We start from the raw sequence: 25,709 nt of genomic DNA on the forward strand, positions 1-25,709 counted from the left end.
AAAACAGCAACGCATCCTTTTTTATACAAAAAAAGGAGTAAAATTCAACTTTTCACAAAAAAAATAATGCCCTTATTTTTTGTTCATACACCAAAAAATGATACAGCGCAAAAAGCTCATTTTCAATTTCAGCTTGCTAGAATATTATTATAATGAGATAAAGAAGAGATGAAGGATAAATGGATTTAAGCTAAAGATTTGATAGATGAACAAATCTACAAGCGACGTTTAGCGTATTGTAGACTGGACAAAGCGTAGAGGATAATAGGAAACATGTCCCTACAGGGGGGGATGACGAAATAGGGAATAAAGGTTACATGGCATCCTTTTTACCCAAACCAATTTTGAACACGATTTGTATGAAAAGTTTGAATTTGCCGTCCCACTGGTAATTGTATTTTCTTCATTTCTCCATCTATGAAAAGCGCAAGCTCCCGTTTAGCAACGTACAAACTTAAATATAAGGATGAACAGCTAAATTCGCGCCGTCCTGGCGCAACGCTGTTCTGACCAACATCCTGTTGGCCTGAGATAAAGGAAACACGGTGAGGTACGAACCGATGCCCGCTTATCGTAGTCGAGAAATGTGAAGCTTGATAGTTGCTGAGAGCTGGAGCTAGACAGGGCTGTTTATGTTATCAAGCAGTTTCCTGCAAAAATTTTATGCTTTCTATAAAAAAAACAGCACTGCAGAGTAATCTCATGCAATGCCGGCTCTTTACTTATTTGGTATTAGATATGAACTGGAAATTTCTTTATACATAGCGCTAAAGGACAACTCCATCACATCTTCCATTTTTTTAAGTGTTTGTTCATCTTGGTATGAAAGGGTAGGTACAATTCTATTATTATGCTACCTCTGCGGTTGTGTGATCCTTTACACTGAAATGGAACAGTAAACAGCAAATTATTTTTAAAATTCTTCCAGAGTTTTGTAAATCGATAAGGATTTCATCGCATGGTAAATCATCGGCCTGTTTAAAAAAATAAATTCCATGGTGTCCTTTTCTCCCCTGTCCCGCTATATAGAAGGTGAAGGGGGTGAGAACATGGCACAGGAAATGTTGAATGCTTCGAAATTGAAGCTTGTTTTCGATTATGGAGTGGACGAAGAGAATAAACCTGTCTTTAAAACGAAGACGTTTAATCGCATTCGTCTTCAGGCATCGGCTGATCAGCTTTATCAGGCTGCTGAAGCGATCGGCTCTTTATCCGCCCAGCCACTTTGGCAGGTTGAAAGGAATGATTCATATCAAATTGGCGAGTAAGGTACTTAGGCCGATTAGAAAGTGAGGTGAGAACATGAAGGTGTTGGAAATGAATTTTTCATCGGCAGAAGGGAAAAACGTCCGTATATCGGTTGATAACCCTATCGATCCTATTGATGCGGAACAAGTCAAGACCGCCATGACCGCGATCATGGAGGCGGATGTTTTCCTTGATTCGGAAGGAAATGCCCTAACGGAAGCTAAATCCGCCCGGATCGTAGACCAAACCATTACGCCAATTGAGATTGATTAAAAAAAGAGGCTCACTCCTTTGGGTGGGCCTTTCTGTGCAAAAGGAGGGGATGAATGTGGAACAAATTCTCCCGTTTATCAGTGAGATTGGTTTTCCGGCTTTAGTAACCTTTTATTTACTTTACCGGATCGAGACAAAACTGGAAGCCGTCATTGAATCTGTGCAAGCATTGCCAAAGCAAATGCTCAACTTAAAGGAATGATTGAGTGGGGAATTCGTTAGGGTCTAGATAAGCGCGATAATTGCAAGCGTAGCCTAAAATATAATCCAATATGATGGTGAAAATAAAAAGTCGGACTTAAAGCCCGACTTTTTTTCTTTGTTTTTCACCTTACATATATCATTCAGCATGAGGGTTATGGTGGAGCAACGCCGCTTTATTAATCTCTTCTCCCTCTTTTTGCTCTTTTTCATACCAGGCAAAAAAGACTTTTACGAGCATATAGCCAAGCACGATTTCTTGAACGACCTTCATGATAACGCCGCCGAGTTGTTGGTCCACCCTCGGGGCAACATTTGTAAATAGTTCAGGACCAAAACCGCTCGTAGAGAGACCAGATAGTGTGGAACTAGGTACACAAAGCTCCATGGCCTTTAACCACATGTCTCCGTTCGTATAGGTCGCATACATCGCTGTAGGGGCGAAGATAATCATCCCGCAGGCAGGCAAAAGCATAAAACCATTACCTAAAATATATCCCACCTTTTTCAACCCATGAAGCTGATGTTCCCCTTGAAGTTTATTCACTAATGGCCACCATAAAAATAGCGCCAAAATGAAAAGCAAGATTGTATACCCACCATGTAGGAGAAAATTCATTTTTACTCCATCCAGTACGACTGGGACATGGTACATGGAAAAGACACCATTAAAGAAGATCAGAGCAATTAAGGGCTTTGTCATAAAACGAAAAAACGGACGAAATCCGTGAAACTCAATCACCTGTTTCCAAATCCAATTCGGTATAGACACAATTAAGATAGGGGGAATCACTAATAATAGAAAAGCCATTTGAACCATGTGATAGGTAAACATAATATGGGCCATTAAATCCACTGGCGACCCTTTAATTACATAGAGTAAAAGCATGGAAAGTACAAAGAGAATAGCTTGTTTCGGTTTAAGTGCCTCTCGATCTGGGGCATTCCTCCGTTGCCTAACTGTTATATAGAAATAGCCTGCAATCACACATAATACAAATGCTAGAAAATAGGGGCTCCATAATGCTTGGAACCCAAAAATACTTAAGGGCATCTTCTTCACCTCTTTTGGAATACCTCATATGCTCATTATACTTTTACCGATCATACAGTTCAATGCAGGCAATTGACATATTGATGACAAAAGCCAGCCGATCTGGCTGGCTTTCTTTTTCTTTGATTTGCTTGTCGCCCATAGGCGAAGGCCTTCCGCTTTTCGTATTACCACCAAACGATGGTGAGGAATGCTAGGATGGTGGCAAATCCGATGATGACGCCGCCGTATATAAATAACTGCGGCGCTTCATGTCCTTTTTGACTCATATGCATGAAATAATAGAGCTGAAAAATAACCTGCACGATAGCAAGCAACAAGATAAATGGAATGATGAACCATTTATCAAACCCTGCTGCTACTGAACCGAATGCACATAATGTCAAGAAAATGGAAATCGCGAAGGATATAACCTGAAGACGCATTTCCTCGGCATTTCTTTTTCTGCGGTATTCATATTTTGCATCCCTATCTCTTGAATTCAATTGTTCGTTTCCCATATATATCACACCATCCCCATTAAATATACGACAGTGAAGATAAAGACCCATACGACATCAATAAAATGCCAATATAGACTTGCTAGATAAAATTTAGGAGCATTAAACAGACTTAATCCTCGGTTGGCATTACGTACCATTAGAGCGATAATCCAGCTAAGCCCGAAAACAACGTGGCCACCATGGAAACCGACTAAAGTATAGAAAGCTGAGCTAAAGGCACTTGTCGTAAAACCAAAATCATATTCATGCGTGTAATGCCAGAATTCATAAATTTCACAACCTAAGAAACCTAAACCAAGAGCAACGGTAATAAATAACCATGCTTGCATTTTCTTGAAATGAAAGTTTTTCATATGGTAAATCGCATAGACACTTGTAATAGAACTTGTTAAAAGCAGTATCGTCATAATAAAGGCTAATTTCAAATCAAAAATATCCGTAGATACGATACTATCCTTACTAGGCACTTTATCCTTTAACGCAAGGTAAGTAGCAAACAGAGAGGCGAATAAAACGGTCTCGCCCCCAAGAAAAAACCAGAAACCCAAAAACTTATTTTTCCCTTCAAGCGTTGCTCTTTCGGGTCCTTCCGGCCATGTTTTGGGTGTAAAATGCTCTTCAACATGCATTATGCCTTTACCCCCTTATCATCCTTTTTATCAATTAGCTCCGATTTTGGAATATGGAAGCCATGATCATCCTTTAAGGATCTAAGTAGCATAGAACCAAATGCTACAATAAGTCCGATAATCAATACAGGATCTCCCCATGCATGGTCATTACGGAATATTGCTCCATAAGCGGCGATCACAAAGCCTATGGAAATAAAAACCGGAAGAATCGAGCCATTCGGCATGTGAATATCATTAACCGGTTCGGCTGGTGTCAATTCTTTCTTTCCTTCCATCTTCTCTATCCAATACGAATCAATACCACGCACTAAAGGCAATTGTTTAAAATTATAAAAAGGCGGTGGTGACGGCAGTGCCCATTCCAACGTACGTCCATCTTCCCATGGATCATTACCGACACGAACATTTTTCACCTGAGTCATAATAATATTGTAAAGCAAAACCAACACACCAGCAGCCATAAAAGCTGCCCCAATGGAACTGATTAAGTTTCCTGTATCCAGTCCTTGCCCATCTAAATAGGTAGCAATTCTTCGCGGCATTCCCATTAACCCAAGGAAATGTTGAATAAAGAATGTCAAGTGGAAGCCAACAAAGAATAAGACAAATTCAATCTTGCCTAATGTTTCATTCAACATTGTACCAAACATTTTCGGCCAATAAAAATGGGTAGCTGCCAATATAGCAAAAACAACTCCACCGACAATGACATAGTGGAAGTGAGCTACAACAAAGTAAGTATCATGGAACTGATAATCAGCAGGTGCTACAGCCACCATGATTCCTGTCACTCCACCCATAACAAAGGATGGAATGAAACCTGCTGCATATAGCATCGGTGTCGTAAATTTCACACTTCCGCCCCACATCGTAAAGATCCAGTTAAAGATCTTTATTCCGGTCGGTACTCCAATCGCCATGGACGCAACGGCAAAGATCGCATTCGCAATGTTTCCTAATCCAACAGTAAACATGTGGTGAGCCCACACCATAAAACCGAAAAATCCAATCAATACGGTCGCAAAGACCATAGAAGAATATCCAAACAGTCTTTTTCTCGAGAAGGTCGCAAAAATTTCTGAAAAGATCCCGAATGACGGCAATATCAGGATGTACACTTCAGGATGCCCAAAAATCCAAAAGAAATGTTCCCATATAATTGTGTTTCCGCCCATCGCCACTTCAAAAAAGTGTGCTCCAAACAACCGATCAAACGTTAACAAGAATAACGCTACTGTTAGCGGTGGAAATGCAAATAATATAAGTGCTGAGACAACAAATGTAGTCCAAGTAAACATCGGCATTCTCATATAGGTCATTCCAGGAGCACGCATGTTAATAATGGTCACTAGAAAGTTAATCCCGCCCATGAGCGTTCCAAACCCAGATATTTGAATACCTGTTACATAAAAATCAATTCCATGGTGGGCGGAATTAATGGCGAGAGACGCATATGATGTCCAGCCTGCGTCTGGCGCTCCTCCTAAAAACCATGAAGTATTAAGTAAAAGACCCCCAAGAAAGAATAACCAAAAACCTAGGGCATTCAAAAATGGAAATGCAACATCACGCGCACCTATCTGTAGGGGCATAATCAAGTTCATTAAGCCAATTAAAATCGGCATGGCCGCAAGGAAAATCATCGTTGTTCCATGCATGGTCATTACTTCATTATATGCTTGTGCATCTACAAAACCGTTATTCGGCACAGCAAGTTGAATCCGTATAATTAAGGCTTCGATACCACCAAGTAGGAAGAAAAAACCTCCACCTGCGATATACAAAATACCAATCTTTTTATGGTCTACCGTTGTCATGTAGTCCCAAAGAGTGGCGCCGAAGCCTCGCTTTTGAGCAATTGTACTCACAATGTAACCTCCTTATATACGTGGGACTGTTTATTTATCACTAACCTTTAATTCCATTAAATATGCTGCTAAAGCATCCAATTGTTCATCATTCAAATCAGGATAATTTCCACCTGACATTTTATTTCCTGGCTTAATTTTATCAGGATCTTTTAGCCATCTTTTTAATTCCTCTTCATTATGATCTAGAATACCAGCAATTTTTTCTTTATTACCGAAATTAGCTAAGTTAGGTGCAACTCTTGCACTTTTTGGGGTCTCATTGCTTGGTGTGACCTCACCATGACAGGTAATACAGCTTTCGTTAAATATATCTTCCCCTTTTTGTGCTAATTCAGATGTTGGTACGGGTTCTTCTGCGTTTTGCATATCAGCAACCCATTGATCAAATTGATCTTTTGGAAGAGCTTTGACTTTAAAGTCCATCAGTGCATGTGAGGGTCCACAAAGTTCGGCACATTTTCCATAAAAGATGTTATTCACTTCATCTGCCTTATCCTGATCCACACTTAAGAAGAACTTATTTACGTTTTCAGGATTCGCATCTAATTTACCGCCGAGTGGTGGAATCCAAAAGGAGTGTTTGATATCAGCAGATTCCACATTGAAATACACCTTTTGATCCGTAGGGATAACGAGATCTTGACTGGTCAAAATTCCTAAATCTTCATATTCAAACTCCCACCAATATAAATGAGCCCGAACATTGACAACAAGATTTTCTCGGTTACCATCCTTACCTTTTTTATTCATTGCTGACACATCACCTTGAGAAAAGGTAGCAGCGATTGTAGGAACAGCAATAACCAAAATAATAATAATTGGAATAACCGTCCAAATGATTTCTAATAGGTGACTCCCTTCAACTTGTTTCGGTATTTCGTTATCATGTTTTCGACGAAAACGGACCAAAACAATCGTGAATAACACCACTACGACAATAATGACCAATACCATGATTCCCAAACTGAATAAAATGAGGTCATATTGTTGTTTTGCCACTTCTCCAGCCGGCTTTAAAGCAGAGAGAAACGGCTCGCCGCACCCTGACAGGACTAGCGCTAAAATCGCTATGATTGAAGCGAGACGCCATTTTCGCAGCCATTTTTTCATAATGTAATCAAACCCCTCTTTCATAAAATGTCTCGGCAATTTAGCCATGCCATTAAGTATATGGATTTCTTATAAATTAAGAAAGAATTCCCTAAAAATACGTCAATTTTATTCTTACAATACTTGGTTTTTCATTTTTTTTGGACCCCAATTTAGATAACTGAAAAAATCACCATAGCTGTGAATAGGATGGTTAAATAGTTTAATGAGTAAATAAACATCCCATTTGCCCATTTCACATCATCTTTCTTCCTATACCCCATCATACCCATAATGAGCCATCCGATATTCAATGCAGTAGCAAAGAGAACAAAGGGAAGCCCTAATGACATCATAAAAAAAGGAATAGGTATAAGCAAGGCTACCCAAATCATAATATGTCTTTTTGTAACAGAGAAACCTTTTATAACGGGAAGCATTGGTATAGAAGCTGCCCTATATTCCTCTACCCTTCTCATCGCAAGGGCGTAGAAATGCGGAGGCTGCCAAATAAACATAAGTAAAAACAACATCCATGCCATGGTTGGTAATGTTGGATCTACAGATGCCCACCCAATTAGCGGTGGAATGGCTCCCGGAAGACTGCCGATTACTGTATTACTTACATATTTTCGTTTTGTCCACATGCTATAGATCACTACATAACTAAATACGCCAATGATTCCAAGAATCCCTGCTACGAGATTGGTAAGAAAAAGTAAGATTAGACCAATAACGATAAAGCTAACTCCTAGCAATAACGCTTTAGATCCACTAATTTTCCCTGTCACTGTAGGTCTTTTTTTGGTGCGTTCCATAATGTGATCTATGTCTCTATCTATGTAATTATTCAAGGCACAGGAACCTGCCATAATGAAAGAGGAACCAGCGATCGCATAGATAACGATGTCTAATGATTGAAGAAAATGCCCATCCGTATAAATAAACGCCAGCCACAATCCAGTAAAGCTTGTGATTAAATTAGAATTTACAATTCCGATTTTGATGAGTGCCATAAAATCTTTCCACTTTGAGCTAACAGGCAGTACATCTTTTTCAATGCCTACTAAGGTACGACTGTCTTCCATTTTCAATCCCCCCTTTCTAAAATTGTCTTCCATCTTTTACTATAATGCATTTCCGTTCACTTTTCCTGTTTTTCGTAAAAGTTTCAGTATTTGTTCACTTATTGAGGCCAACAGGATGTTGGTCAGAACAGCGTTGCGTCAGGACGGCGCGCATTTAGCTGTTCATCCATTCATCCCTTTGAACCTGATTTTTTGAACATCCTCATATGGCCGCCCATACTCTTTTTCCGATGTTACCATTTCTCTAAGGAAGTCCCCAATTGACTATTTAAACATACTTTTTCAACGTTAGGGAGATATAGAAAAGTGTTTTTATGTCTAAAATATGACAATTATAGCCATTATAGACGTACATCTATTTTTACCAAATCGAGGGCAAACTTTCAAGTATTGCGGTCTATAGACGAAGTTGTAACAATATTGTCGGTTGTTTTTTTATCTTTATTTAGGTAGTATCAGGGATGAAATCATTATGATCAAGTTTCTTTCGAAGAAGGTGAAGGTTTGAGTCGAAATTTAAAATGGTTTTCCGTTTTGACTACGCTGGTCATGTTGGGAGTGTTACTTGGTGGGGCGCTTGTGACTAAAACCGATTCTGGAATGGGGTGTGGACGCTCTTTCCCCTTGTGTAAAGGAAAGTTAATACCACTTCAGGACATTACTCCTGAGCTCTTAATCGAATTTTCACACCGGCTTGTTTCTGGGAGTGCTGCGATCTTAGTAGCGGTTTTGGCTATTTGGGCATGGAGAGCGATCGGACATGTGCGAGAAACAAAATTATTGTCGATTCTTTCCATCTCCTTTTTGCTTATCCAAGCATTAATTGGCGGGGCTGCTGTTCTTTGGTCACAGTCCGATTTTGTGTTAGCTTTACATTTTGGTATTTCTTTAATTTCATTTGCGGCCGTTCTTTTGCTTACCTTATTAATTTTTGAAGTAGATAAGAAATTTGACACGAATAAGCTTGTCATTGATAACAGAATGAAATTCCATATCATTGGCTTAACGGTCTATAGTTATGTTGTTGTGTATACAGGGGCGCTTGTCAGACATACTGAATCAAGTCTCGTCTGTGCAGATTTTCCACTCTGTACAAATGGAGAGTTCGCCTTACCTGCTAATCTTTACCAATGGATTCAGATGGGACACCGGGCGGCGGCCATCATTATTTTTCTTTGGATAGGCTATGTTGCCGTTCTTGCTGTAAGGCATTATAAACATCAAAAAGTCCTTTACATGGGCTGGATCATTGCGTTTATCCTGGTCACTCTTCAAGCTGTATCTGGAGCATCTGTCATCTTCACTAGAGCCAATCTTTTTGTTGCTTTATTACATGCAATCTTTATCTCTTTGTTATTTGGATTGTTATGCTATTTTATGCTGCTTTTATCACGGAATAGAAAGGTCATTGTTAAGCAAAGGATTCAATCGGAAGATGATAAACTCGTTGATCCCAATAAGATTGTGACACACTAAAAAACCATGCACAGATGCATCTGTGCATGGTTTTTAATGTGTCTGTCGAAAGGACTTTTTTGTATGAAAGTTTTTTTGAACAGAGGAGGGTTTTACTTTTGAATGAGAATCTTTCACATTATTTTCCGAACGATATTTCTCATCGAAGTGCGTGAACATCGAAATATTTGCTAAGAGTCCCATCGCAATCGATAATACAATAATCGAAGATCCGCCATAGCTAATAAACGGCAGTGTCACCCCTGTAATCGGGATCAACCCAGACATTCCACCTAAATTGATAAATGTCTGAATCCCAATCATCGCTGCAATCCCTATCGCCAGCATACTTCCGAATGAATCTCGACATCTCGCTCCAATCATAATGCCTCTTAAAACAAGATAAGCAATCCCAAGAATCACGAATCCTACCCCAAAAATCCCTAGTTCTTCTGATATAGTGGACATGATAAAATCTGTATGTATTTCAGGCAAATAGCCATATTTTTGAATGCCTTGTCCAAGCCCTACCCCTTTCAACCCGCCAGAACCAATGGCGAGATAGGAATTTACTAATTGAAAACCTTGTTCATTATACGTTCCAAATGGATCAAGATAGCCTGTTATTCTCTTCATGTTTCCCTCTGTAAAAAACTTATCGAATTTCAAAATAACAAAGGGTGATAATAACGCCGCTGATCCAATCCCAATCATCACGAGTTTTCCAATTGTCCGAAATTTCATACCTGAGCAAAAAATAATGACCATTCCTATCAGGAAAGTAATGATCGCCGTTCCATTATCCGGCTCCATTTTAATTAAAAAACAGACAAGAACAAGGTAAATCACTGGTGGTAAAACCCCAATGTTTAACTGGTCAATATATTTCTGTTTATTGGCATACACAGCCGATAAATAAATGATGACACTTAGTTTTACAAATTCGGATGGTTGGATTCGCCTCGCTCCCAGTTCTATCCAGCTTTGTGCATTATTAGCGTTATGACCAATCACTGAAACAGCCAATAATCCAAGTATAGAAACGATTGTCATCGTAATAAGAAGCTTTTTATTCCTAAAGGCTTTATAAGGAAAAATAGCAAAAAACAAGAAGGCGATAAAACCAATAAGTAAATTAATTTTTTGTTTTTCGTAGAAATAATCTGCAGGAACATTATATTTTTGAATGGCGATAACCATACTTGCACTATAAATCATGATAAGCCCAAATAGAGAAAGCAAAATGTACACTATGATAATTGAATAATCATATGATTTTAGGATTTTTTTTAACATAAAATTCTTCCAATCTATGAGTCAGTTTCGGGAAAGGCCTTCTTTATCCTAAAAAACCCAAACAATTTCATAGAACTGTTTGAGTTTATAATGTGTGTTCAAAAAGGAGGATAAAAAGGACCAAGAAGTTCGAGGCGGCGCAGTTTCGAGCAGCGGAATGTATGCTTTTAAATACATGAGCAGCGGAGAAACAAGCCAACGAAGAAATTCGCTTATGTCTTTTTACCGGACTTTTTGAACATCCTCTTATCATACAAATAGGTTTATACCTAAACCGCACACCCCTTACTTTCTTATGGAAGCATCGTGGAGAACAGATAATTGTCTTTCAAGAGAACCCATCAATTCTTTCCCATATTTTGGATCGATAAGTCCAAGACGAACAGCAAAGTCAATTTCACGCGACAAGCCAAACATTTGTGTGTCTAATACTTCTTCGTATAAAGGGCATTGCGGCATTGTTAAATTGTCCATTTGCACTTGAATCAGACGTAGAATCTTGTCAGCATCTGCCTTCAATAATGCATGGGCTTTTTCACGATGATCGACTTTTGTATCAGGCACCACATTTAAACCCCCTTATGAAAAAACAAAATATATTTTCAATTTGTTTAATTTTGCTGTTAACGGCCTTCTAAAGTTTGCCTGTCCGATAGAATAATAAAAAAAGTTGAAATCATTATTTGCAAGGCAATGCTATTATTAAATATTACAACTAAAACAAGGAAATTGCAACAGTAAAGGCAAAGACTCACAGATAATTCCTTCCTCACTTTCAACACAAAATCAATCTTTTCAGGTCTGTGACTTTTATTTTCTATTGTTTCACGCTATAATTTACAATTGTATGAACTTGTTCAAAAAGGAGGATAAAAAGGACCAAGAAGTTCGAGGCGGCTTAGCTTTGAGCAGCGGACTTGTACAGGATGTACTGACTTCTGCGTTGCCCACAGGACGTGGGCGGTTTTAGCAGAAGAACCTTATCCCGATACGTGAGCAGCGGAAAAGCAAGCCAACGAAGAAATTCGCAGTGTCATTTTTACCGGACTTTTTGAACATCCTTTAAGTAAAAGGGGGCTATAATATAAAATGAATATGATTATGACCATTAAGGGTAAAGTTAAATTTCCTATCACGCTAGATGTAGGGGCCTGGATATTTGATGATCGTCGAATTGATTTAGATACATACTTTTCTAAAGAAGAAAAACAGGAAGCTGCTAAAGAGGAAGCGACGACGGCATCTAAGCATTGGGATCGTTCGATTAAAGAGGGAGCTGTTCCCCCCCGAAAACCTCCTAAGAGGTATGAAAAAGCTAAGATGTTAACGAGCACCTTTGGAATTAAGTTAGAACCCTTTCTAAAAAATGCAGAACCTGACCCAGATGCTACTCTACTCATTTTTGAAACGAATGCTGAAGAAGTGTCGATTCCTTTAGAGGATGGATATAAAATCATTGTTCAATTTTCAAACAAAGGAAAGCCTTTGAAAGAAGATGGTCCTGTCCATATCCTGTTACCAGAAGCAACAAATTTTGACCATCCAATAAAAAATGTCAAGGCTTTCCGTGTAGAATAGTAACCAATGAAGACAGATGGCCTCCCCCTCTGTCTTTTTTACAATATATCCGCAGCAAGTTGAGCAAGATGGGAGCGTTCTCCCTTTACTAATTTTATATGACCAGCGATCGGCTGCTCCTTAAAGCTTTCTAATATATAACTAAGACCATTATTGTATTCATCAAGATAAGGATGATCAATTTGTTCCGGGTCTCCCATAAAAATAATTTTACTTCCTTCCCCTACTCTTGTTAAAATGGTTTTCGCTTCATGTTTGGTTAAATTCTGTGCCTCATCAATGATGATAAATTGATCAGGAATACTACGCCCGCGGATATACGTTAGTGCCTCCACCTCAATAGAGCTCATTCCTGCTAATATAGCATCTAATTCTCCGGGTTTTTTTGTATTAAATAAAAATTCAAGATTATCATAAATCGGTTGCATCCATGGTCTCAACTTTTCCTGCTTTTCACCTGGGAGATAACCTAAATCTTTACCAACCGGGATAATTGGACGTGCGACAAACATCTTTTTATAGATCCGCAAATCCTCTGTTTGCATTAATCCTGCAGCTAAAGCAAGCAATGTTTTTCCTGTTCCGGCTTTTCCAATTAATGTGACAAGTTGGACATCACGTCTAACTAAGAGTTCCAATGCCATTGTTTGTCGAGCATTTTTCGATTTGATTCCCCAAATCAGATCCTTTTGGTTTGAGAGCTTATGGACAATCATCCCTGATTCATCGCTAATTCCGATTCCAGATGTGGAACTACCTAATTCATCCTTTATGATCACAAATTGATTCGGATATAATTTCATATCGTTGGGCAATGCCATTTTTCCATGTTCATAAAACAGACTAATCTGATGTATATCAATGTACATTTCTTGTACACCTGTATATAAGTGATCTAATTCAACGACCCGATCGTTCAAAAAATCTTGGGCTGCTAATCCCAAAGCATCTGCTTTTACGCGAAGAAGGGCGTCCTTACTTATTAGTATAACCGGCCTCCCATCCACTTTCGCTTCTTCTTCAAGAGCAATATTTTTGGCAATCGCTAAAATACGATTATCATTCGTTTTTTCAATAAATACTTCTTCTAATTGTTTAAATGAGCGATGATTTAATTCAATTCTTAAGGTTCCGCCGTTAGAAAGCAGTATTTTTTCATGAAGTTTTCCTTGTTCTCTGAAGCCATCAATCAGTTTAGCAATTTTTCTTGCATTCCTTCCTATTTCGTTCATATATCGCTTTTTTGAATCAACCTCTTCAAGTACAACGGCCGGAATGACAATTTCGTTTTCTTCAAATGAGAAAAGTGCATTTGGATCTTGAAGCAAGACATTTGTATCTAACACATATATTTTGCCCAATATGGATGCCTCCTGCCCTTTTTATGGATCTAGCTTCAACACCTAACCCGGGTCCATCAGCGTGGCGGTTAATGCCGTGCGTGTAACCTTTTTTCCTATTCCAAAGGAGCTGATGCTTTCTATATATCTTATGTGTGTAAATCGTGACCCGTTCATTTAAAAAAGTATCCTGATTGACTCTTTTTAAAGAAATATATGAACCCTTGTATAAAGTTAGAAGATATATCAAAAATTAACCGTAAGAAGCAAAATCAAAGGCTTATTTATTGGAGGGTTCAGAATGCGTAAGATGTTAATCATTGTTTTAGCGATTATAGGGATGTCGGCCTGTTCACAACAAAATGTAGATGACAATAGAGGAGAAGCAGATGCACTGCCAAGGGGGGTGTCTGTGAAAGACAGCCATCTTGATGATAATAGGCAAAGGAATGCAACAGATGAGGAAAGAGCGAATCATTTGGCTGATCTTGCCGCAAGTGTTCCAGATGTTCATAATGCGACAGCGGTTGTAGTTGGAAATTTGGCTGTTGTTGGGATTGACGTGGATCAAAATCTGGAACGCTCAAAGGTCGGGACAATCAAATATTCAGTACTTGAAAGCCTTAGACATGATCCACAAGGAGCGGGTGCGATTGTCATAGCTGATCCGGATCTAAACGCGCGTTTGAGGGAAGTTGGGGACGATGCCCGTGCGGGTAAACCTATACAAGGAGTGATGAATGAATTGGCTGATATCGTTGGTCGTATCATTCCAGATGTACCTTTACCAGAAGAAGGCAAAAATCCTGAGGATGCAGTAGACAACCAGGATGATCAAATGAACAATCAAAATAAGACAGATCTAAAAAAAACAAAAAGAGAACAATCGGACGATAGAAATCAGTAATTTCATCTCCATTCATGTTATACTGGGTGTATAAATATCTTTTTCACCCAGGGGTGAGCAAATGAATGTACAATGTGTAATCTGTCATAGGCACGAAATCTTGGAGGATGATTCACCTCTTGCAAAAAAACTACGTAATCGACCGATTCATACCTTTATGTGTCCAACATGCTATGAACGAATAAGAGTGAATACAGAAAAAAGAAAACAGAGTGGAAATTTTCGCTTATTTCATGACCATAAGAAAAATGCGGGTTTTTAATAGAAAATTCTCACGTATACAAAAAGAGGCTATCCCACGTTTGTGGGAAATAGCCTCTTTTTTAAATGGCTCCAGAATTCTTTTCACGTTTTAACCTGATTTTATAAATAATCAAAATGACTGCTGCGACCATTAAACCTTCTGCAATGGGTAAGAAAATGGCTAAAAAGGTTAAGAATAAGCAACCAACGATCAAGAAAAGATAGATAATGAATGATTTTAAAAGTGGCAATTTCTTAGCGAAACCTAGTTTATACACAAGGATCGCTAAAGCCGTAATCGTGATCCAGAGCAACCAATTCGTTGCGGTTGGATTATCGGTCAACGTATAATAAAACTTTAGTGTTGGTGAGAAACGGTCAATGGCCTTCTGATCGGTATTGATAGCGCCTAATAAAAGAATTTGATTTAGTATGAAGTACAATTTGATTTCTCTCTCCCCTTCCAACCCCTTTAAGGGCAAAACTCCCAATATAAGGGAGTTTCGAAATCATCATATCATATATTGCGTTTGAATGCCCATTTATACTTCTGCTGTTTTTTTCTTTTTTGCTAATTTTTCCCGTTCATTTTTATTTAATATTTTTTTGCGTAAGCGAATAGATTGTGGTGTAACTTCACAATATTCATCATCATCAAGGTATTCTAGTGATTCTTCTAAGGAAAGGATTTTCGGTTTCTTTATAACAGATGTTTGGTCTTTTGTTGCTGAGCGGACATTGGTTGCATGCTTTGTTTTTGTAATATTCACTGTGATATCATTTTCTCTTGTATGCTCCCCAACAATCATTCCTTCATATATTTCTGTTCCAGGTTCTACAAAAATGGTTCCGCGATCTTCCACTTGCATAATCCCGTAGGTAGTTGTTTTTCCCGTTTCCATAGAAACGAGCACTCCTTGCCTACGCCCTCCCACTTTGCCTTTCTCCATTGGGCGATAACTGTCAAAGGTATGATTCAAAATACCATAACCTCTGGTTAAAGTCATAAACTCGGTCGTGTAACCAATCAAGCCACGGGCAGGAACATGAAAAATAAGGCGAACTTGTCCGTTCCCGTTGTTAATCATATCAAGCATTTCCCCTTTACGGGAACCTAAAGACTCAATGACACTCCCTGTATACTGCTCAGGTGTATCGATTTGCACACGCTCAATCGGTTCACACTTCACATCATCGATTTCTTTCACAATGACCTGAGGCTTCGATACTTGTAATTCATACCCTTCACGGCGCATGTTTTCAACAAGGATAGACAAATGAAGCTCCCCACGGCCAGAAACAATCCAAGCATCAGGAGATTCCGTATTTTCCACACGCAAGCTAACATCTGTTTCTAATTGATTCATCAGTCTTTCTTCAATTTTTCGGGAGGTTAAGTATTTTCCTTCCCTACCTGCAAAAGGACTATTATTCACAAGAAAGGTCATCTGTAATGTCGGTTCATCTATATGAAGAATAGGTAAGGCCTCTTGATGATCCATTGGGCAAATGGTATCCCCTACATCAATATCTTCCATACCTGATATGGCAATAAGATCTCCTGCACAAGCCTCTTCAATTTCAACCTTTTTTAACCCAAGAAAACCGAACATTTTGGTCACACGGAACTGCTTCGTTGTACCGTCCTGTTTTAAAAGAGCAACATGTTGACCTACTTTCATTGTTCCTCTAAAGATTCTTCCAATCCCTATTCTTCCTACATAGTCATTATAATCCAGTAAAGAAACTTGAAATTGTAATGGTTCATCCCTGTTATCAATGGGGGCTGGAATAAAATCTACTATTGTCTCATATAGAGCTTCCATGTTTTCGTCTTGTTGATCAGGATCTTTACTTGCCGTGCCATTAATGGCTGATGCATAAATCACTGGAAACTCAAGTTGATCATCATTTGCATCTAATTCGATAAATAATTCAAGTACTTCATCGATAACCTCTGCAGGTCTAGCAAAATCACGATCAATTTTGTTTACCACGACAATGGGTGTAAGATTTTGCTCTAATGCCTTTTTTAATACAAACCTTGTTTGGGGCATACACCCCTCATAAGCATCCACAACAAGTAAAACCCCATCGACCATTTTTAAGATCCGTTCTACTTCACCCCCAAAATCGGCGTGCCCCGGGGTATCCAATATATTAATTTTCGTCTCTTTATATTGAATGGCTGTATTTTTTGCCAAAATGGTAATGCCGCGTTCTCTTTCAAGGTCGCCTGAATCCATTGCTCGTTCCTCTACATGTTCATTGGAACGAAAAGTCCCTGATTGTCGTAAAAGCTGATCTACTAATGTTGTTTTCCCATGATCCACATGGGCGATAATGGCAATATTTCTGATGTCTTCTCTGAAGTTCAAGAGTGTTTCCTCCCTATATATGAAAAAGCAAAAAATAATTTGATGTCACGAATAAATGTTTCAATTTTATCATTAACCGAATTATTATAACACATACACTGGAGAATTTGTAATTTTTTTTGTACAATAAATTAGTGACCCTGAAAAAAAGGGATTTTCATCATATAAGGTGTTTGGCAAAGGAGGCAATACCTATGAGGGAAATAAAATGGAATTTTTTAATATTAGCCGTAATCGCAACCTTTTCTATTATGGGCATTGGGATTTGTTTGGCAGAACAAAGTGTGATAGGAATGATTTTGTGCTTTGTTATCCTATGTGTTGTCATGATGTATGGATTTAAAGCAAAGAAGAAAATGCTAAGAGAAGAGAAAACGGACTAAGCTACTTTCCTTTAGTCCGTTACTCATTGTTCATTTTGCCCTTAAATAGTTTTTCAATAGTTGTTCATGGAGACCCGGTCTTGCTGCTAGTATCGAACTATTTTCTAGTATTTTTACGGGATTCCCTGATAAATCAGTGACAATTCCACCTAATTCTTCGAGAATGATTTTCCCCCCTGCAAAATCCCAAGGAGAGAGCCCTAAACTGATGTAAGCATCCAGTCTACCTGTTGCTACATAAGCAAATTCCATCGCCGCTGAACCGTAGGATCTAACCCCACGCACATCCTTCATAAGCTTGATCATTGTTTGAGCGGCTTCATTCGCTGGAATGGAGGCTGGATTAAATCCTATAATCGCTTCTTCCACTCTGCCTTTTTCCAATGGAGCTATGGATTGTCCATTTAAAAAGGCTCCATGACCTTCATAAGCAAAATAAAGCTCGTCCAGTATAATATCGTACAAATATCCTAATTTTCCAATGCCGTTTTCTAAAATTCCTATAGAAATAAAGAAATTTCTTCGCTGATGGACAAAGTTCATTGTTCCATCAATGGGATCAATAATCCACACAATTCCATCTAGATCATGAACTTTGTCGCCAAATCCTTCTTCCCCAACAATTTTATGATGGGGATAGTGCTTTTTAATTTGTCTCACAAAAAATTGCTCTGTTTCCTTATCTACATTTGTTACCAAATCATTCGCATTGGATTTTGTATCAATATCCAATGCCTGTTCAAGCGAAGCTAAAATAGACTCCCTTGCTTCCCTCAACCATAATGTAATGGTTTGATCTAGTTCTGTCCATATCGACATCTTTCAGCCTCCGTCCAACCCTAATATGTATGTATAAGCATAGTGATATCCTATCTTCTTTTCAAGCAATGAGTTTTACAAACCGACTTCTGCACACATGAAACGAACTCCCTGTTTTTTATCGTAAAGGAAGTTCGAGTCACCCATATAAGTAAATTTTTACAAAGCTTTCAACTTGATTAGCTCTTCTCTAATTTTGTTCAGCTTGCGCTTTGCTTGAGACTTTTTATCCTCGTTTTCTTCTTGCAAAGCCTCATAGAGAACCGCTAATTCATAATTTAATTCTAAACGTAATACCGCAAGTCTCTGTTTATCTAGGTTTTTCCTTCTATAAGCATTCACTACTTGTTTCATCGGAAGAAACACCCCTTTAGTTATTCTAAATACTTTGATCATTCCGGAATAACTTATTATAAGATATGTTGTCGAGAGAGAAGGAGGAACAAAATTGTGCATTTACCCACCTGACTCGGTCATTTTGTATCAATTGCTTTGCTAATTTTGTACCCGAATCCTGAGATGATTAAACAATGAGGGTAAAACATTGTTACATTTTTATATATTGATTCGATGCACAACTTTTCGCATTTTCAATGGTTTTGTACAAAGAATAACCGCTTGAAAGCTCGAATTCTTTTCCATACCTTCTTTCTTCTGATTTGGAAGGAACGATCTGTTTGAATTTACGATACTCCGTTAATATATCATCCCTGTAAGCACCTCTTTCGTAAGCCTGTTCAATTGTTTGAAAAAAGTGAATAACGATCATGATTTCGTCTTTCGACCAATCGATTGAAAATGGGTATTCATATTCCAATCTAACTCCCTCCCCCTGTTTCTTTCGCTTATTATTTGTTCACTTGAATTCTTCTATACTTTTTCATAGAGAAAAAACGTCAGTCTCCTATTGGGAGAACAGACGTTTCCTCTTGACCTTTCCTCACTCTTCATTACGGGGTGTTTGGATTAAATGCGGATTAACTGTTTCATAGCCTTTGCCTCTTAAACCTTTCACAATCTCTTCTAAAGCGGCATTTGTCCACTCCCGATCATGCATAAGCAAATTGGCCCCATTCGCTAATAAGTTTGTATTAACCATAATATCAGCGATTTTCTCTTTTGACATATATTCTTCATTCCAGTCATATCCAAAGGACCAATTCATTAACTCCATTTTCTCATCTTTTGCAATTTGCCTACTTACATCCGTATTTTTCCCAAATGGCGCACGGAAAAATTTCGGTCTTTCTCCTGTAATTTCCTCCACTTTATCATTGACAGAGAGAATTTCCTCTTTTTGTTTTTCCGGAGATAATGTTGTTAAATCGTTATGAGAATATGTATGGTTCCCAATTTCAAACCCCATATCGTAAATTTCTTTTAAAATCTTTTCCTTTTCAGGAGTCGTAATAAAATGACCATTCACAAAAAAGATGGCTGGGGCGTCAAGCTTTTTCAGTGTTTTAGCCATTTCTAAAGCATACTTATCCGGTGCATCATCTATTGTTAAAAGGACAACTTTTGCTTCCGCATCATCGATGGGAACAACCGAATAGACATCGTTTAATACATATTCTGGTTTTGCCCTTTCGTTCGTTTCGGCCTGAGTGTTTGTTTTCGAATTATCATCCGTTTCCTTCGAATCTTCCCTATTTGTTTTATCTTCCGTTTCCTTTTCTTTCTGCTTCTGATTATTCTTCTCTTGAATAGTTTTTTCCGCGGAGTTCGGCTCGTCCCCCTCTTCACTAGGATGAGTGGAAGAAGTTTGGTTACCACAAGCTGCCAACAAACTTGCGGCCATAAGCAAGGTCATTAAGTTCTTCATAAAGCTCCCCTTTCTTCTATATAATGGAATTCCATTATATATTCTCTGCCCCTCTGTTTCAAGAAATCAAATTGTTATTGGAAAATCAATTGTAAGGTCATTTGCAAGGAAACATACGTACATAAGCTAAAAAAGGTGATAAAAAGAGTTGCTTTATTGGAACCAACGATTTTTTTAGCTACTAAATACGCTAAATAAAAAAACACGGCAAATATGATGATTTTAGGAATGAGATGATCTTTTCCTGAAAGCCATTGGGCAAGATGAAAAGCACTCCAAATCATAATTTGAATGAGGGCAGCAACATAATTTTTTAAGAGCATAGAACACTTCACCATCATTTCTTTTTAAGTTTCACTTTATAGATAATATGCATTGAATTATCTAAATTAAACCTAAAAAGAAAAGGGAACTTTTCCATTAGCATAGCTATATGGAAAAGCTCCAAATGGTTTTACAATATATGAATAGGTGTACCTAAAGCTGCTTCAGCGGCTTCCATTGTGATTTCACCCAAAGTTGGATGCGCATGGATCGTCATGGCAATATCTTCAGCTGTCATTCCTGATTCAATCGCTAAACTGAGTTCAGAAATCATGTCAGAGGCACTTGATCCGGCAATTTGTGCACCGATAACCAAACCATCCTCTTTGCGCGTCACCAACTTCAAGAAGCCCTCTGTGCTATTAAGAGACAAAGCTCTGCCATTTGCGGCAAAAGGAAATTTCGCTGTACTTACTTCTATTCCTTCGTCTTTGGCTTGCTTTTCCGTGTAGCCTACTGTTGCAAGTTCAGGTTCTGAGAAGACAACCGCCGGAATACCAAGATAGTCAATTTCGGATGGTTGACCTGCGATAGCCTCTGCTGCAATTTTTCCTTCGTAAGAAGCTTTATGAGCCAAAGGAGGTCCTGGGACAATATCGCCGATTGCGTAGATATTGCTTACAGATGTTCGACACTGCTTATCAATTTCAATTAACCCGCGGTCATTTACTTTAACCCCAGCTTGCTCTAGACCAAGTTCATCTGTATTTGGTTTGCGGCCGACCGTTACAAGGACATAATCAGCCTCAACCGTTTCCTCTTTCCCTTTTGCTTCATACGTAACCGTCACACCATCATTTGTTTCCTCTACACCTTTAGCCATTGCTTTTGTAATGACTTCAACTTTTTTCTTTTTTAATCCACGTTTTACTAGAGAAGTCATTTGTTTTTCAAAACCGCCTAAGATATCCTCTGCCCCTTCGAGAATGGTGACTTCGGTGCCAAGGTTTGCATAGGCTGTACCAAGCTCTGTACCAACGTAGCCCCCACCGATCACAACCAATTTTTTTGGAAGTTCCTTTAGATTTAAAGCACCTGTTGAATCAATCACACGCTCAGAGAACTTGAATGTTGGAATCTCAATTGGATGTGATCCAGTAGCAATAATAGCATTTTTAAAGGTATAGGTTTGTGCTGACTTTTCGTCCATGACACGGATATTGTGTTCATCAACGAAATAAGCTTCCCCTTTCACAATCTCCACTTTATGCCCTTTTAACAGGCCTTCTACTCCACTAGTTAATTTCTTTACGACACTAGCTTTCCATTCTTGGAGCTTGGAGAAATCAAGGCTTACATTTTCAGTTTTAATTCCAAATGCCTCAGAGTCAAGAGCATGTTCATAGCGATGGGAAGCAGAAATTAAGGCTTTTGAAGGAATACATCCTACATTTAAACAAACACCGCCAAGCTCCCCTTTTTCAACAATTGTTACCTTTTGTCCAAGCTGTGCTGCACGAATCGCGGCAACATACCCTCCTGGACCAGCACCAATCACCAATGTATCTGTTTCAATCGGAAAATCTCCTACGACCATTTCTTACCCCTCCATTAATAAAAGTTCAGGATCGTTCAGTAACCGTTTTATGTGGTTTAATGCATTTTGGGCAGTAGCTCCATCAATCATTCTGTGGTCAAAGCTCAATGAGAGGGCTAAGACAGGTGCTGCAATAATTTCTCCATCTTGAACAATTGGTTTTTCTGCAATCCGTCCAATTCCGAGTATGGCTACTTCTGGATGATTAATGACAGGTGTAAACCATTGTCCACCAGCAGAACCGATATTGGAAATCGTACAGGAGGCACCCTTCATTTCATTCGGAGCTAATTTCCCATCTCTCGCTTTTACAGCTAATTCATTTATTTCTTGTGAGATTTGAAAAATGGATTTAGCATCCGCACGTTTCACTACTGGGACAAGCAGCCCTCTATCCGTATCAGCGGCAATCCCAATATTATAATAATGTTTGTGAATAATTTCTCCTGCATCATCATCAAAAGATGTATTTAAAGCAGGGAATTCACGAAGCGTGCTGACAAGAGCTTTTACTACATAAGGAAGGAACGTAAGTTTTATCTCCTTCTCTGCCGCAATTGTTTTGAATTTTTTCCGATGCGCAACCAGCTTCGTTACATCCACTTCATCCATTAAGGTAACATGTGGAGCTGTGTGCTTGGAATGGACCATGGCTTTCGCAATTGCTTTACGGATTCCACTCATTTTTTCACGTGTTTCCGGATATTCACCCTCAGGAATAACTGGAGTGGTTGCTGCTTTTGTTTCTTCATTGACAGCTACCGGCTCTTCCTGTTTTGTTTCTAAAGGGGCTTGTAAGAAGGAATCGATATCTTCTTTTAATACTCGATTGTTTTTCCCAGAACCATTCACTTGCTGAATGTTAACACCTTTTTCTCTCGCATATTTTCTAACAGATGGCATGGCAATGACACGCCGATCTGGATCTGCTTCCACTTTCGCCTGAGATCCTGCGCCTGTTGCTTCAGACTTTTGTTCCGCTTCCGTTTGCACTTCTTCTTTTTTCACATCTTGCCCAGCTTCTGCAGTGGATTGAACATCGGCTTCTGTTTTCTCGTCACCATGATCTCCTTTAAATTGAACATCCTCATAACCTGGGGCATTAAATTTAACCAAGGATTGACCAACTGTGGCCGTTTGTCCTTCTTCCACATATATTTCTTCTACAGTACCTGCGACAGGGGAAGGGATTTCAACTACCGCTTTGTCGTTTTGAACTTCACAAAGTGTATCATCTTCTTCAATTTTGTCACCAGGCTTCACAAACCATTTTACGATATCGCCTTCGTGAATTCCTTCACCAATGTCTGGCATTTTAAATTCAAATGACACTGTCTTCACCCTCCTGTTTTGTTTTCAGCTAATGTCTTCTTATTAAAAGTCCAGTACTTTTTTGGCCGTTTCTTTAATATCTTTGTAGTTTGGCAACCAAACTGCTTCAGCTTGTGAGAAAGGAAATACAGTATCAGGAGCTGTGACTCTTAATACAGGGGCTTCCAGACTAAGAATCGCTCTTTCTGTAATTTCCGAAACGACATTTGCTGCCACTCCTGCTTGTTTTTGGGCCTCTTGCACAACAATCGCACGATTCGTTTTTTCAACAGAAGCAATGATTGTATCCACATCAATCGGGCTAATCGTTCTTAAATCGATTACCTCGACAGAATGCCCTTCCTTCTCCAATTCTTCGGCTGCTTTTAATGACTCATGTACCATTGCCCCATAAGTGACGATCGTTAAGTCAGTGCCTTCTCTTTTTATATCCGCTTCACCAAGTGGGATCGTGTATTCTTCTTCCGGAACCTCCTGGCGGAAAGAACGGTAGAGTTTCATATGTTCCAAGAAAATAACGGGATCGTTATCGCGAATCGCTGAAATTAATAAACCTTTCGCTTCATATGGAGTAGAAGGAATCACGACCTTTAATCCAGGCTGTTGAGCCATAAGACCTTCAAGACTGTCCCCATGCAATTCTGGTGTGTGTACACCCCCACCAAACGGCGAACGAATGGTAATTGGTGCATGCTTCGTATTTCCGGAACGATATCTCCATCTAGCCATTTGACCATTGACTGAATCCATAACCTCATAAATAAAACCGAAAAATTGTATTTCAGGTACAGGCCGAAATCCTTGTGTTGCTAAACCAATAGAAAGCCCACCGATTCCTGATTCAGCAAGTGGTGTATCAAATACCCGATCTTCTCCAAATTCTTTTTGAAGTCCCTCAGTTGCACGGAATACACCGCCATTTACGCCAATATCTTCCCCGAACACAAGTACATTTTCGTCGTTGCGCAATTCCGTACGAAGCGCATCCGTGATAGCTTGAATCATAGTCATTTGCGCCATGGCTTACTTCGACTCCTTCTCTTTATAAATTTCATATTGCTCCTCTAAATTGCGTGGAAGCTCTTCAAACATATTTGAAATCAAATCTGTTACTTTTTGCTTAGGTGTCTCATCCGCTTTTTTAATCGCTTCTTTAATTTCTTCTTTCGCTTGGTCGATCACTTTATTTTCTTGCTCTTCATCCCAAACACCTTTTTCAACAAGATAATTTCGGAATCTGACAAGCGGATCCTTTTTCTCCCATTCACTATCTGTATCTGAAGTACGATATCGGGTTGGATCATCTCCTGCCATTGTATGCGGGCCATAGCGGTAACAAACCGCCTCAATCAGGGTAGGTCCTCCGCCAGTTACAGCACGCTCTCTAGCTTCCTTCACAACAGAGTAAACAGCTAGCGGATCCATTCCATCTACGAGAACTCCCGGAATCCCAACAGCTACTGCCTTTTGGGCCAGTGTCTTAGCAGCAGTTTGCACTTCACGTGGTGTGGAAATAGCATATTGGTTATTTTGCACAATGAAAATAGCAGGTGCCCCGTAAGCTCCAGCAAAGTTGATTCCTTCATAGAAATCTCCTTGAGATGTTCCGCCATCACCGGTATATGTAACGGCTACTGATTTTTTATTTCGTTTCTTCATCCCAAGTGCAACCCCGGCTGCTTGAACATATTGAGCTCCAATAATAATCTGCGGAGAGGTTGCATTGACACCTTCAGGCATTTGATTTCCCACGAAATGCCCCCTGGAGAATAGGAAAGCTTTGTATAATGGCAACCCATGCCAGATAATCTGAGGTACATCCCGATAGCCTGGCAAAACATAATCATCTTTTTCTAATGCAAAGTGGGAAGCAATTTGTGATGCTTCTTGACCTGCTGTCGGTGCATAAAAACCAAGTCGTCCTTGTCTATTAAGGGAAATACTTCGTTGATCAAGAATTCTTGTATACACCATGCGACGCATTAATTCTACTAATTGCTCATCAGATAACTCAGGCATTAAATCGTTATTCACAACCTCGCCTTTTTCATTTAAAACCTGGACCATCTCAAATTGACTTTCAATTTTTTCAAGAGTCTTTTCAGCATCGAATTGTGCCTTTTTTGAAGCCATTTGAAGCCACCTATCCTTTCTATATTAATTATTTTTTGGGAATGGACTTGACAAAGGAACATCATTATATTCCAGTACATAACTCAAGTTTCGGAGTAAAAAAATACTCATAACTCCTTGCCATACTTGGCTTTTGATTGAAAAAAATATTAAGTAAACACAAAAAACACCCTATTCTTTGGTAAAATATTGGTATCGAC

28 protein-coding genes are annotated in these 25,709 nt (G+C 39.0%); 8 read left to right on the top strand and 20 right to left on the bottom strand.

What is annotated here, in order from left to right; translation table 11 throughout:
- The first annotated feature begins 1,049 nt into the window (after positions 1-1,049).
- Genes MUB24_RS20730 through MUB24_RS20740 form a run of 3 tightly spaced genes read left to right on the top strand, consistent with a single transcriptional unit; the run spans position 1,050 to position 1,723 of the window.
- Positions 1,050-1,268, top strand: a complete 219-nt coding sequence (locus MUB24_RS20730; RefSeq protein ID WP_244707431.1) for a DUF1659 domain-containing protein — start codon at positions 1,050-1,052, stop codon at positions 1,266-1,268.
- Between the two features lie 34 nt (positions 1,269-1,302).
- Positions 1,303-1,521, top strand: a complete 219-nt coding sequence (locus tag MUB24_RS20735) for a DUF2922 domain-containing protein (RefSeq protein WP_244707432.1) — start codon at positions 1,303-1,305, stop codon at positions 1,519-1,521.
- 55 nt (positions 1,522-1,576) lie between these two features.
- Positions 1,577-1,723, top strand: coding sequence for a YvrJ family protein (locus MUB24_RS20740; protein WP_244707433.1), 147 nt, complete (start codon positions 1,577-1,579; stop codon positions 1,721-1,723).
- 138 nt (positions 1,724-1,861) lie between these two features.
- On the opposite strand, the gene ctaG is transcribed toward MUB24_RS20740, so the two are convergent.
- The 6 genes from ctaG to cyoE all read right to left on the bottom strand — a co-directional run bounded on the left by ctaG (position 1,862) and on the right by cyoE (position 7,959).
- A complete protein-coding gene (ctaG, locus tag MUB24_RS20745; protein WP_244707434.1) occupies positions 1,862-2,776 on the bottom strand; it encodes a cytochrome c oxidase assembly factor CtaG in 915 nt (304 codons plus the stop codon).
- 167 nt (positions 2,777-2,943) lie between these two features.
- Positions 2,944-3,276, bottom strand: coding sequence for a cytochrome c oxidase subunit IVB (gene ctaF / locus MUB24_RS20750; RefSeq protein ID WP_244707435.1), 333 nt, complete (start codon positions 3,274-3,276; stop codon positions 2,944-2,946).
- Positions 3,277-3,281: 5 nt separating this feature from the next.
- Positions 3,282-3,908: a cytochrome c oxidase subunit 3 gene (locus MUB24_RS20755; protein WP_244707436.1), complete on the bottom strand. Its 627-nt coding sequence runs from the start codon at positions 3,906-3,908 to the stop codon at positions 3,282-3,284.
- Complete coding sequence (ctaD, locus tag MUB24_RS20760) at positions 3,908-5,779, bottom strand: cytochrome c oxidase subunit I (RefSeq protein ID WP_244707437.1); 1,872 nt, start codon at positions 5,777-5,779, stop codon at positions 3,908-3,910. The genes MUB24_RS20755 and ctaD overlap by 1 nt, the downstream gene beginning before the upstream one ends.
- Positions 5,780-5,809: 30 nt before the next feature.
- Complete coding sequence (gene coxB / locus MUB24_RS20765; RefSeq protein ID WP_244707438.1) at positions 5,810-6,892, bottom strand: cytochrome c oxidase subunit II; 1,083 nt, start codon at positions 6,890-6,892, stop codon at positions 5,810-5,812.
- 152 nt (positions 6,893-7,044) lie between these two features.
- A complete protein-coding gene (gene cyoE, locus MUB24_RS20770; RefSeq protein WP_244707439.1) occupies positions 7,045-7,959 on the bottom strand; it encodes a heme o synthase in 915 nt (304 codons plus the stop codon).
- A 504-nt stretch (positions 7,960-8,463) separates the two neighbouring features.
- Between cyoE and MUB24_RS20775 the strand changes: the two genes are divergently transcribed.
- Positions 8,464-9,435, top strand: coding sequence for a COX15/CtaA family protein (locus MUB24_RS20775; RefSeq protein ID WP_244707440.1), 972 nt, complete (start codon positions 8,464-8,466; stop codon positions 9,433-9,435).
- A 33-nt stretch (positions 9,436-9,468) separates the two neighbouring features.
- Here MUB24_RS20775 and MUB24_RS20780 read toward each other — a convergent pair whose 3' ends face one another.
- A complete protein-coding gene (locus tag MUB24_RS20780; RefSeq protein ID WP_244707441.1) occupies positions 9,469-10,710 on the bottom strand; it encodes an FtsW/RodA/SpoVE family cell cycle protein in 1,242 nt (413 codons plus the stop codon).
- 285 nt (positions 10,711-10,995) lie between these two features.
- Positions 10,996-11,277: an Fpa/YlaN family protein gene (locus MUB24_RS20785; RefSeq protein WP_244707442.1), complete on the bottom strand. Its 282-nt coding sequence runs from the start codon at positions 11,275-11,277 to the stop codon at positions 10,996-10,998.
- A gap of 522 nt (positions 11,278-11,799) precedes the next feature.
- Between MUB24_RS20785 and MUB24_RS20790 the strand changes: the two genes are divergently transcribed.
- The gene (locus MUB24_RS20790) at positions 11,800-12,288 is read left to right on the top strand and encodes a molybdopterin-binding protein (protein WP_244707443.1); all 489 of its coding nucleotides are present in this window, start codon (positions 11,800-11,802) and stop codon (positions 12,286-12,288) included.
- A 38-nt stretch (positions 12,289-12,326) separates the two neighbouring features.
- Here the strand turns inward: MUB24_RS20790 and MUB24_RS20795 are convergent, their stop codons facing one another.
- Complete coding sequence (locus tag MUB24_RS20795; RefSeq protein ID WP_244707444.1) at positions 12,327-13,649, bottom strand: PhoH family protein; 1,323 nt, start codon at positions 13,647-13,649, stop codon at positions 12,327-12,329.
- A 280-nt stretch (positions 13,650-13,929) separates the two neighbouring features.
- On the opposite strand from MUB24_RS20795, the gene MUB24_RS20800 reads away from it, so the two are divergent.
- Both MUB24_RS20800 and MUB24_RS20805 read left to right on the top strand, forming a co-directional pair.
- Positions 13,930-14,535 (top strand): YhcN/YlaJ family sporulation lipoprotein, encoded by a 606-nt coding sequence (locus MUB24_RS20800; protein ID WP_244707445.1) that lies wholly within the window; start codon positions 13,930-13,932, stop codon positions 14,533-14,535.
- 61 nt (positions 14,536-14,596) lie between these two features.
- Positions 14,597-14,797: a YlaI family protein gene (locus tag MUB24_RS20805; RefSeq protein WP_244707446.1), complete on the top strand. Its 201-nt coding sequence runs from the start codon at positions 14,597-14,599 to the stop codon at positions 14,795-14,797.
- A 61-nt stretch (positions 14,798-14,858) separates the two neighbouring features.
- On the opposite strand, the gene MUB24_RS20810 is transcribed toward MUB24_RS20805, so the two are convergent.
- Together MUB24_RS20810 and typA are read right to left on the bottom strand one after the other, a co-directional pair.
- Complete coding sequence (locus tag MUB24_RS20810) at positions 14,859-15,161, bottom strand: YlaH-like family protein (RefSeq protein ID WP_396426798.1); 303 nt, start codon at positions 15,159-15,161, stop codon at positions 14,859-14,861.
- A 159-nt stretch (positions 15,162-15,320) separates the two neighbouring features.
- Positions 15,321-17,156, bottom strand: a complete 1,836-nt coding sequence (gene typA / locus MUB24_RS20815) for a translational GTPase TypA (protein WP_244707447.1) — start codon at positions 17,154-17,156, stop codon at positions 15,321-15,323.
- A 194-nt stretch (positions 17,157-17,350) separates the two neighbouring features.
- Between typA and MUB24_RS20820 the strand changes: the two genes are divergently transcribed.
- Positions 17,351-17,539: a YlaF family protein gene (locus MUB24_RS20820; RefSeq protein ID WP_244707448.1), complete on the top strand. Its 189-nt coding sequence runs from the start codon at positions 17,351-17,353 to the stop codon at positions 17,537-17,539.
- 30 nt (positions 17,540-17,569) lie between these two features.
- On the opposite strand, the gene MUB24_RS20825 is transcribed toward MUB24_RS20820, so the two are convergent.
- The 9 genes from MUB24_RS20825 to pdhA all read right to left on the bottom strand — a co-directional run bounded on the left by MUB24_RS20825 (position 17,570) and on the right by pdhA (position 25,509).
- Positions 17,570-18,358 (bottom strand): inositol monophosphatase family protein, encoded by a 789-nt coding sequence (locus tag MUB24_RS20825; protein ID WP_244707449.1) that lies wholly within the window; start codon positions 18,356-18,358, stop codon positions 17,570-17,572.
- Positions 18,359-18,517: 159 nt separating this feature from the next.
- Positions 18,518-18,712: a hypothetical protein gene (locus tag MUB24_RS20830; protein ID WP_244707450.1), complete on the bottom strand. Its 195-nt coding sequence runs from the start codon at positions 18,710-18,712 to the stop codon at positions 18,518-18,520.
- A 193-nt stretch (positions 18,713-18,905) separates the two neighbouring features.
- Positions 18,906-19,175 carry a UPF0223 family protein gene (locus tag MUB24_RS20835; RefSeq protein ID WP_244707451.1) on the bottom strand — a complete coding sequence of 90 codons (270 nt, stop codon included), beginning with the start codon at positions 19,173-19,175 and terminating at the stop codon, positions 18,906-18,908.
- A gap of 123 nt (positions 19,176-19,298) precedes the next feature.
- Entirely contained in the window at positions 19,299-20,183 is an 885-nt protein-coding gene (locus tag MUB24_RS20840; RefSeq protein WP_244707452.1) for a polysaccharide deacetylase family protein, read from the bottom strand.
- Between the two features lie 74 nt (positions 20,184-20,257).
- Positions 20,258-20,506 carry a hypothetical protein gene (locus tag MUB24_RS20845; protein WP_244707453.1) on the bottom strand — a complete coding sequence of 83 codons (249 nt, stop codon included), beginning with the start codon at positions 20,504-20,506 and terminating at the stop codon, positions 20,258-20,260.
- A gap of 131 nt (positions 20,507-20,637) precedes the next feature.
- Entirely contained in the window at positions 20,638-22,044 is a 1,407-nt protein-coding gene (gene lpdA, locus MUB24_RS20850; protein WP_244707454.1) for a dihydrolipoyl dehydrogenase, read from the bottom strand.
- 3 nt (positions 22,045-22,047) lie between these two features.
- The gene (locus MUB24_RS20855) at positions 22,048-23,376 is read right to left on the bottom strand and encodes a dihydrolipoamide acetyltransferase family protein (protein WP_244707455.1); all 1,329 of its coding nucleotides are present in this window, start codon (positions 23,374-23,376) and stop codon (positions 22,048-22,050) included.
- 42 nt (positions 23,377-23,418) lie between these two features.
- Positions 23,419-24,396 (bottom strand): alpha-ketoacid dehydrogenase subunit beta, encoded by a 978-nt coding sequence (locus tag MUB24_RS20860; protein ID WP_244707456.1) that lies wholly within the window; start codon positions 24,394-24,396, stop codon positions 23,419-23,421.
- Positions 24,397-24,399: 3 nt separating this feature from the next.
- Positions 24,400-25,509 (bottom strand): pyruvate dehydrogenase (acetyl-transferring) E1 component subunit alpha, encoded by a 1,110-nt coding sequence (gene pdhA / locus MUB24_RS20865; protein WP_244707457.1) that lies wholly within the window; start codon positions 25,507-25,509, stop codon positions 24,400-24,402.
- Between the last annotated feature and the right edge of the window lie 200 nt (positions 25,510-25,709).

Source organism: Lederbergia sp. NSJ-179, from assembly GCF_022867885.1.
Classification (GTDB): domain Bacteria; phylum Bacillota; class Bacilli; order Bacillales; family Bacillaceae_C; genus Lederbergia.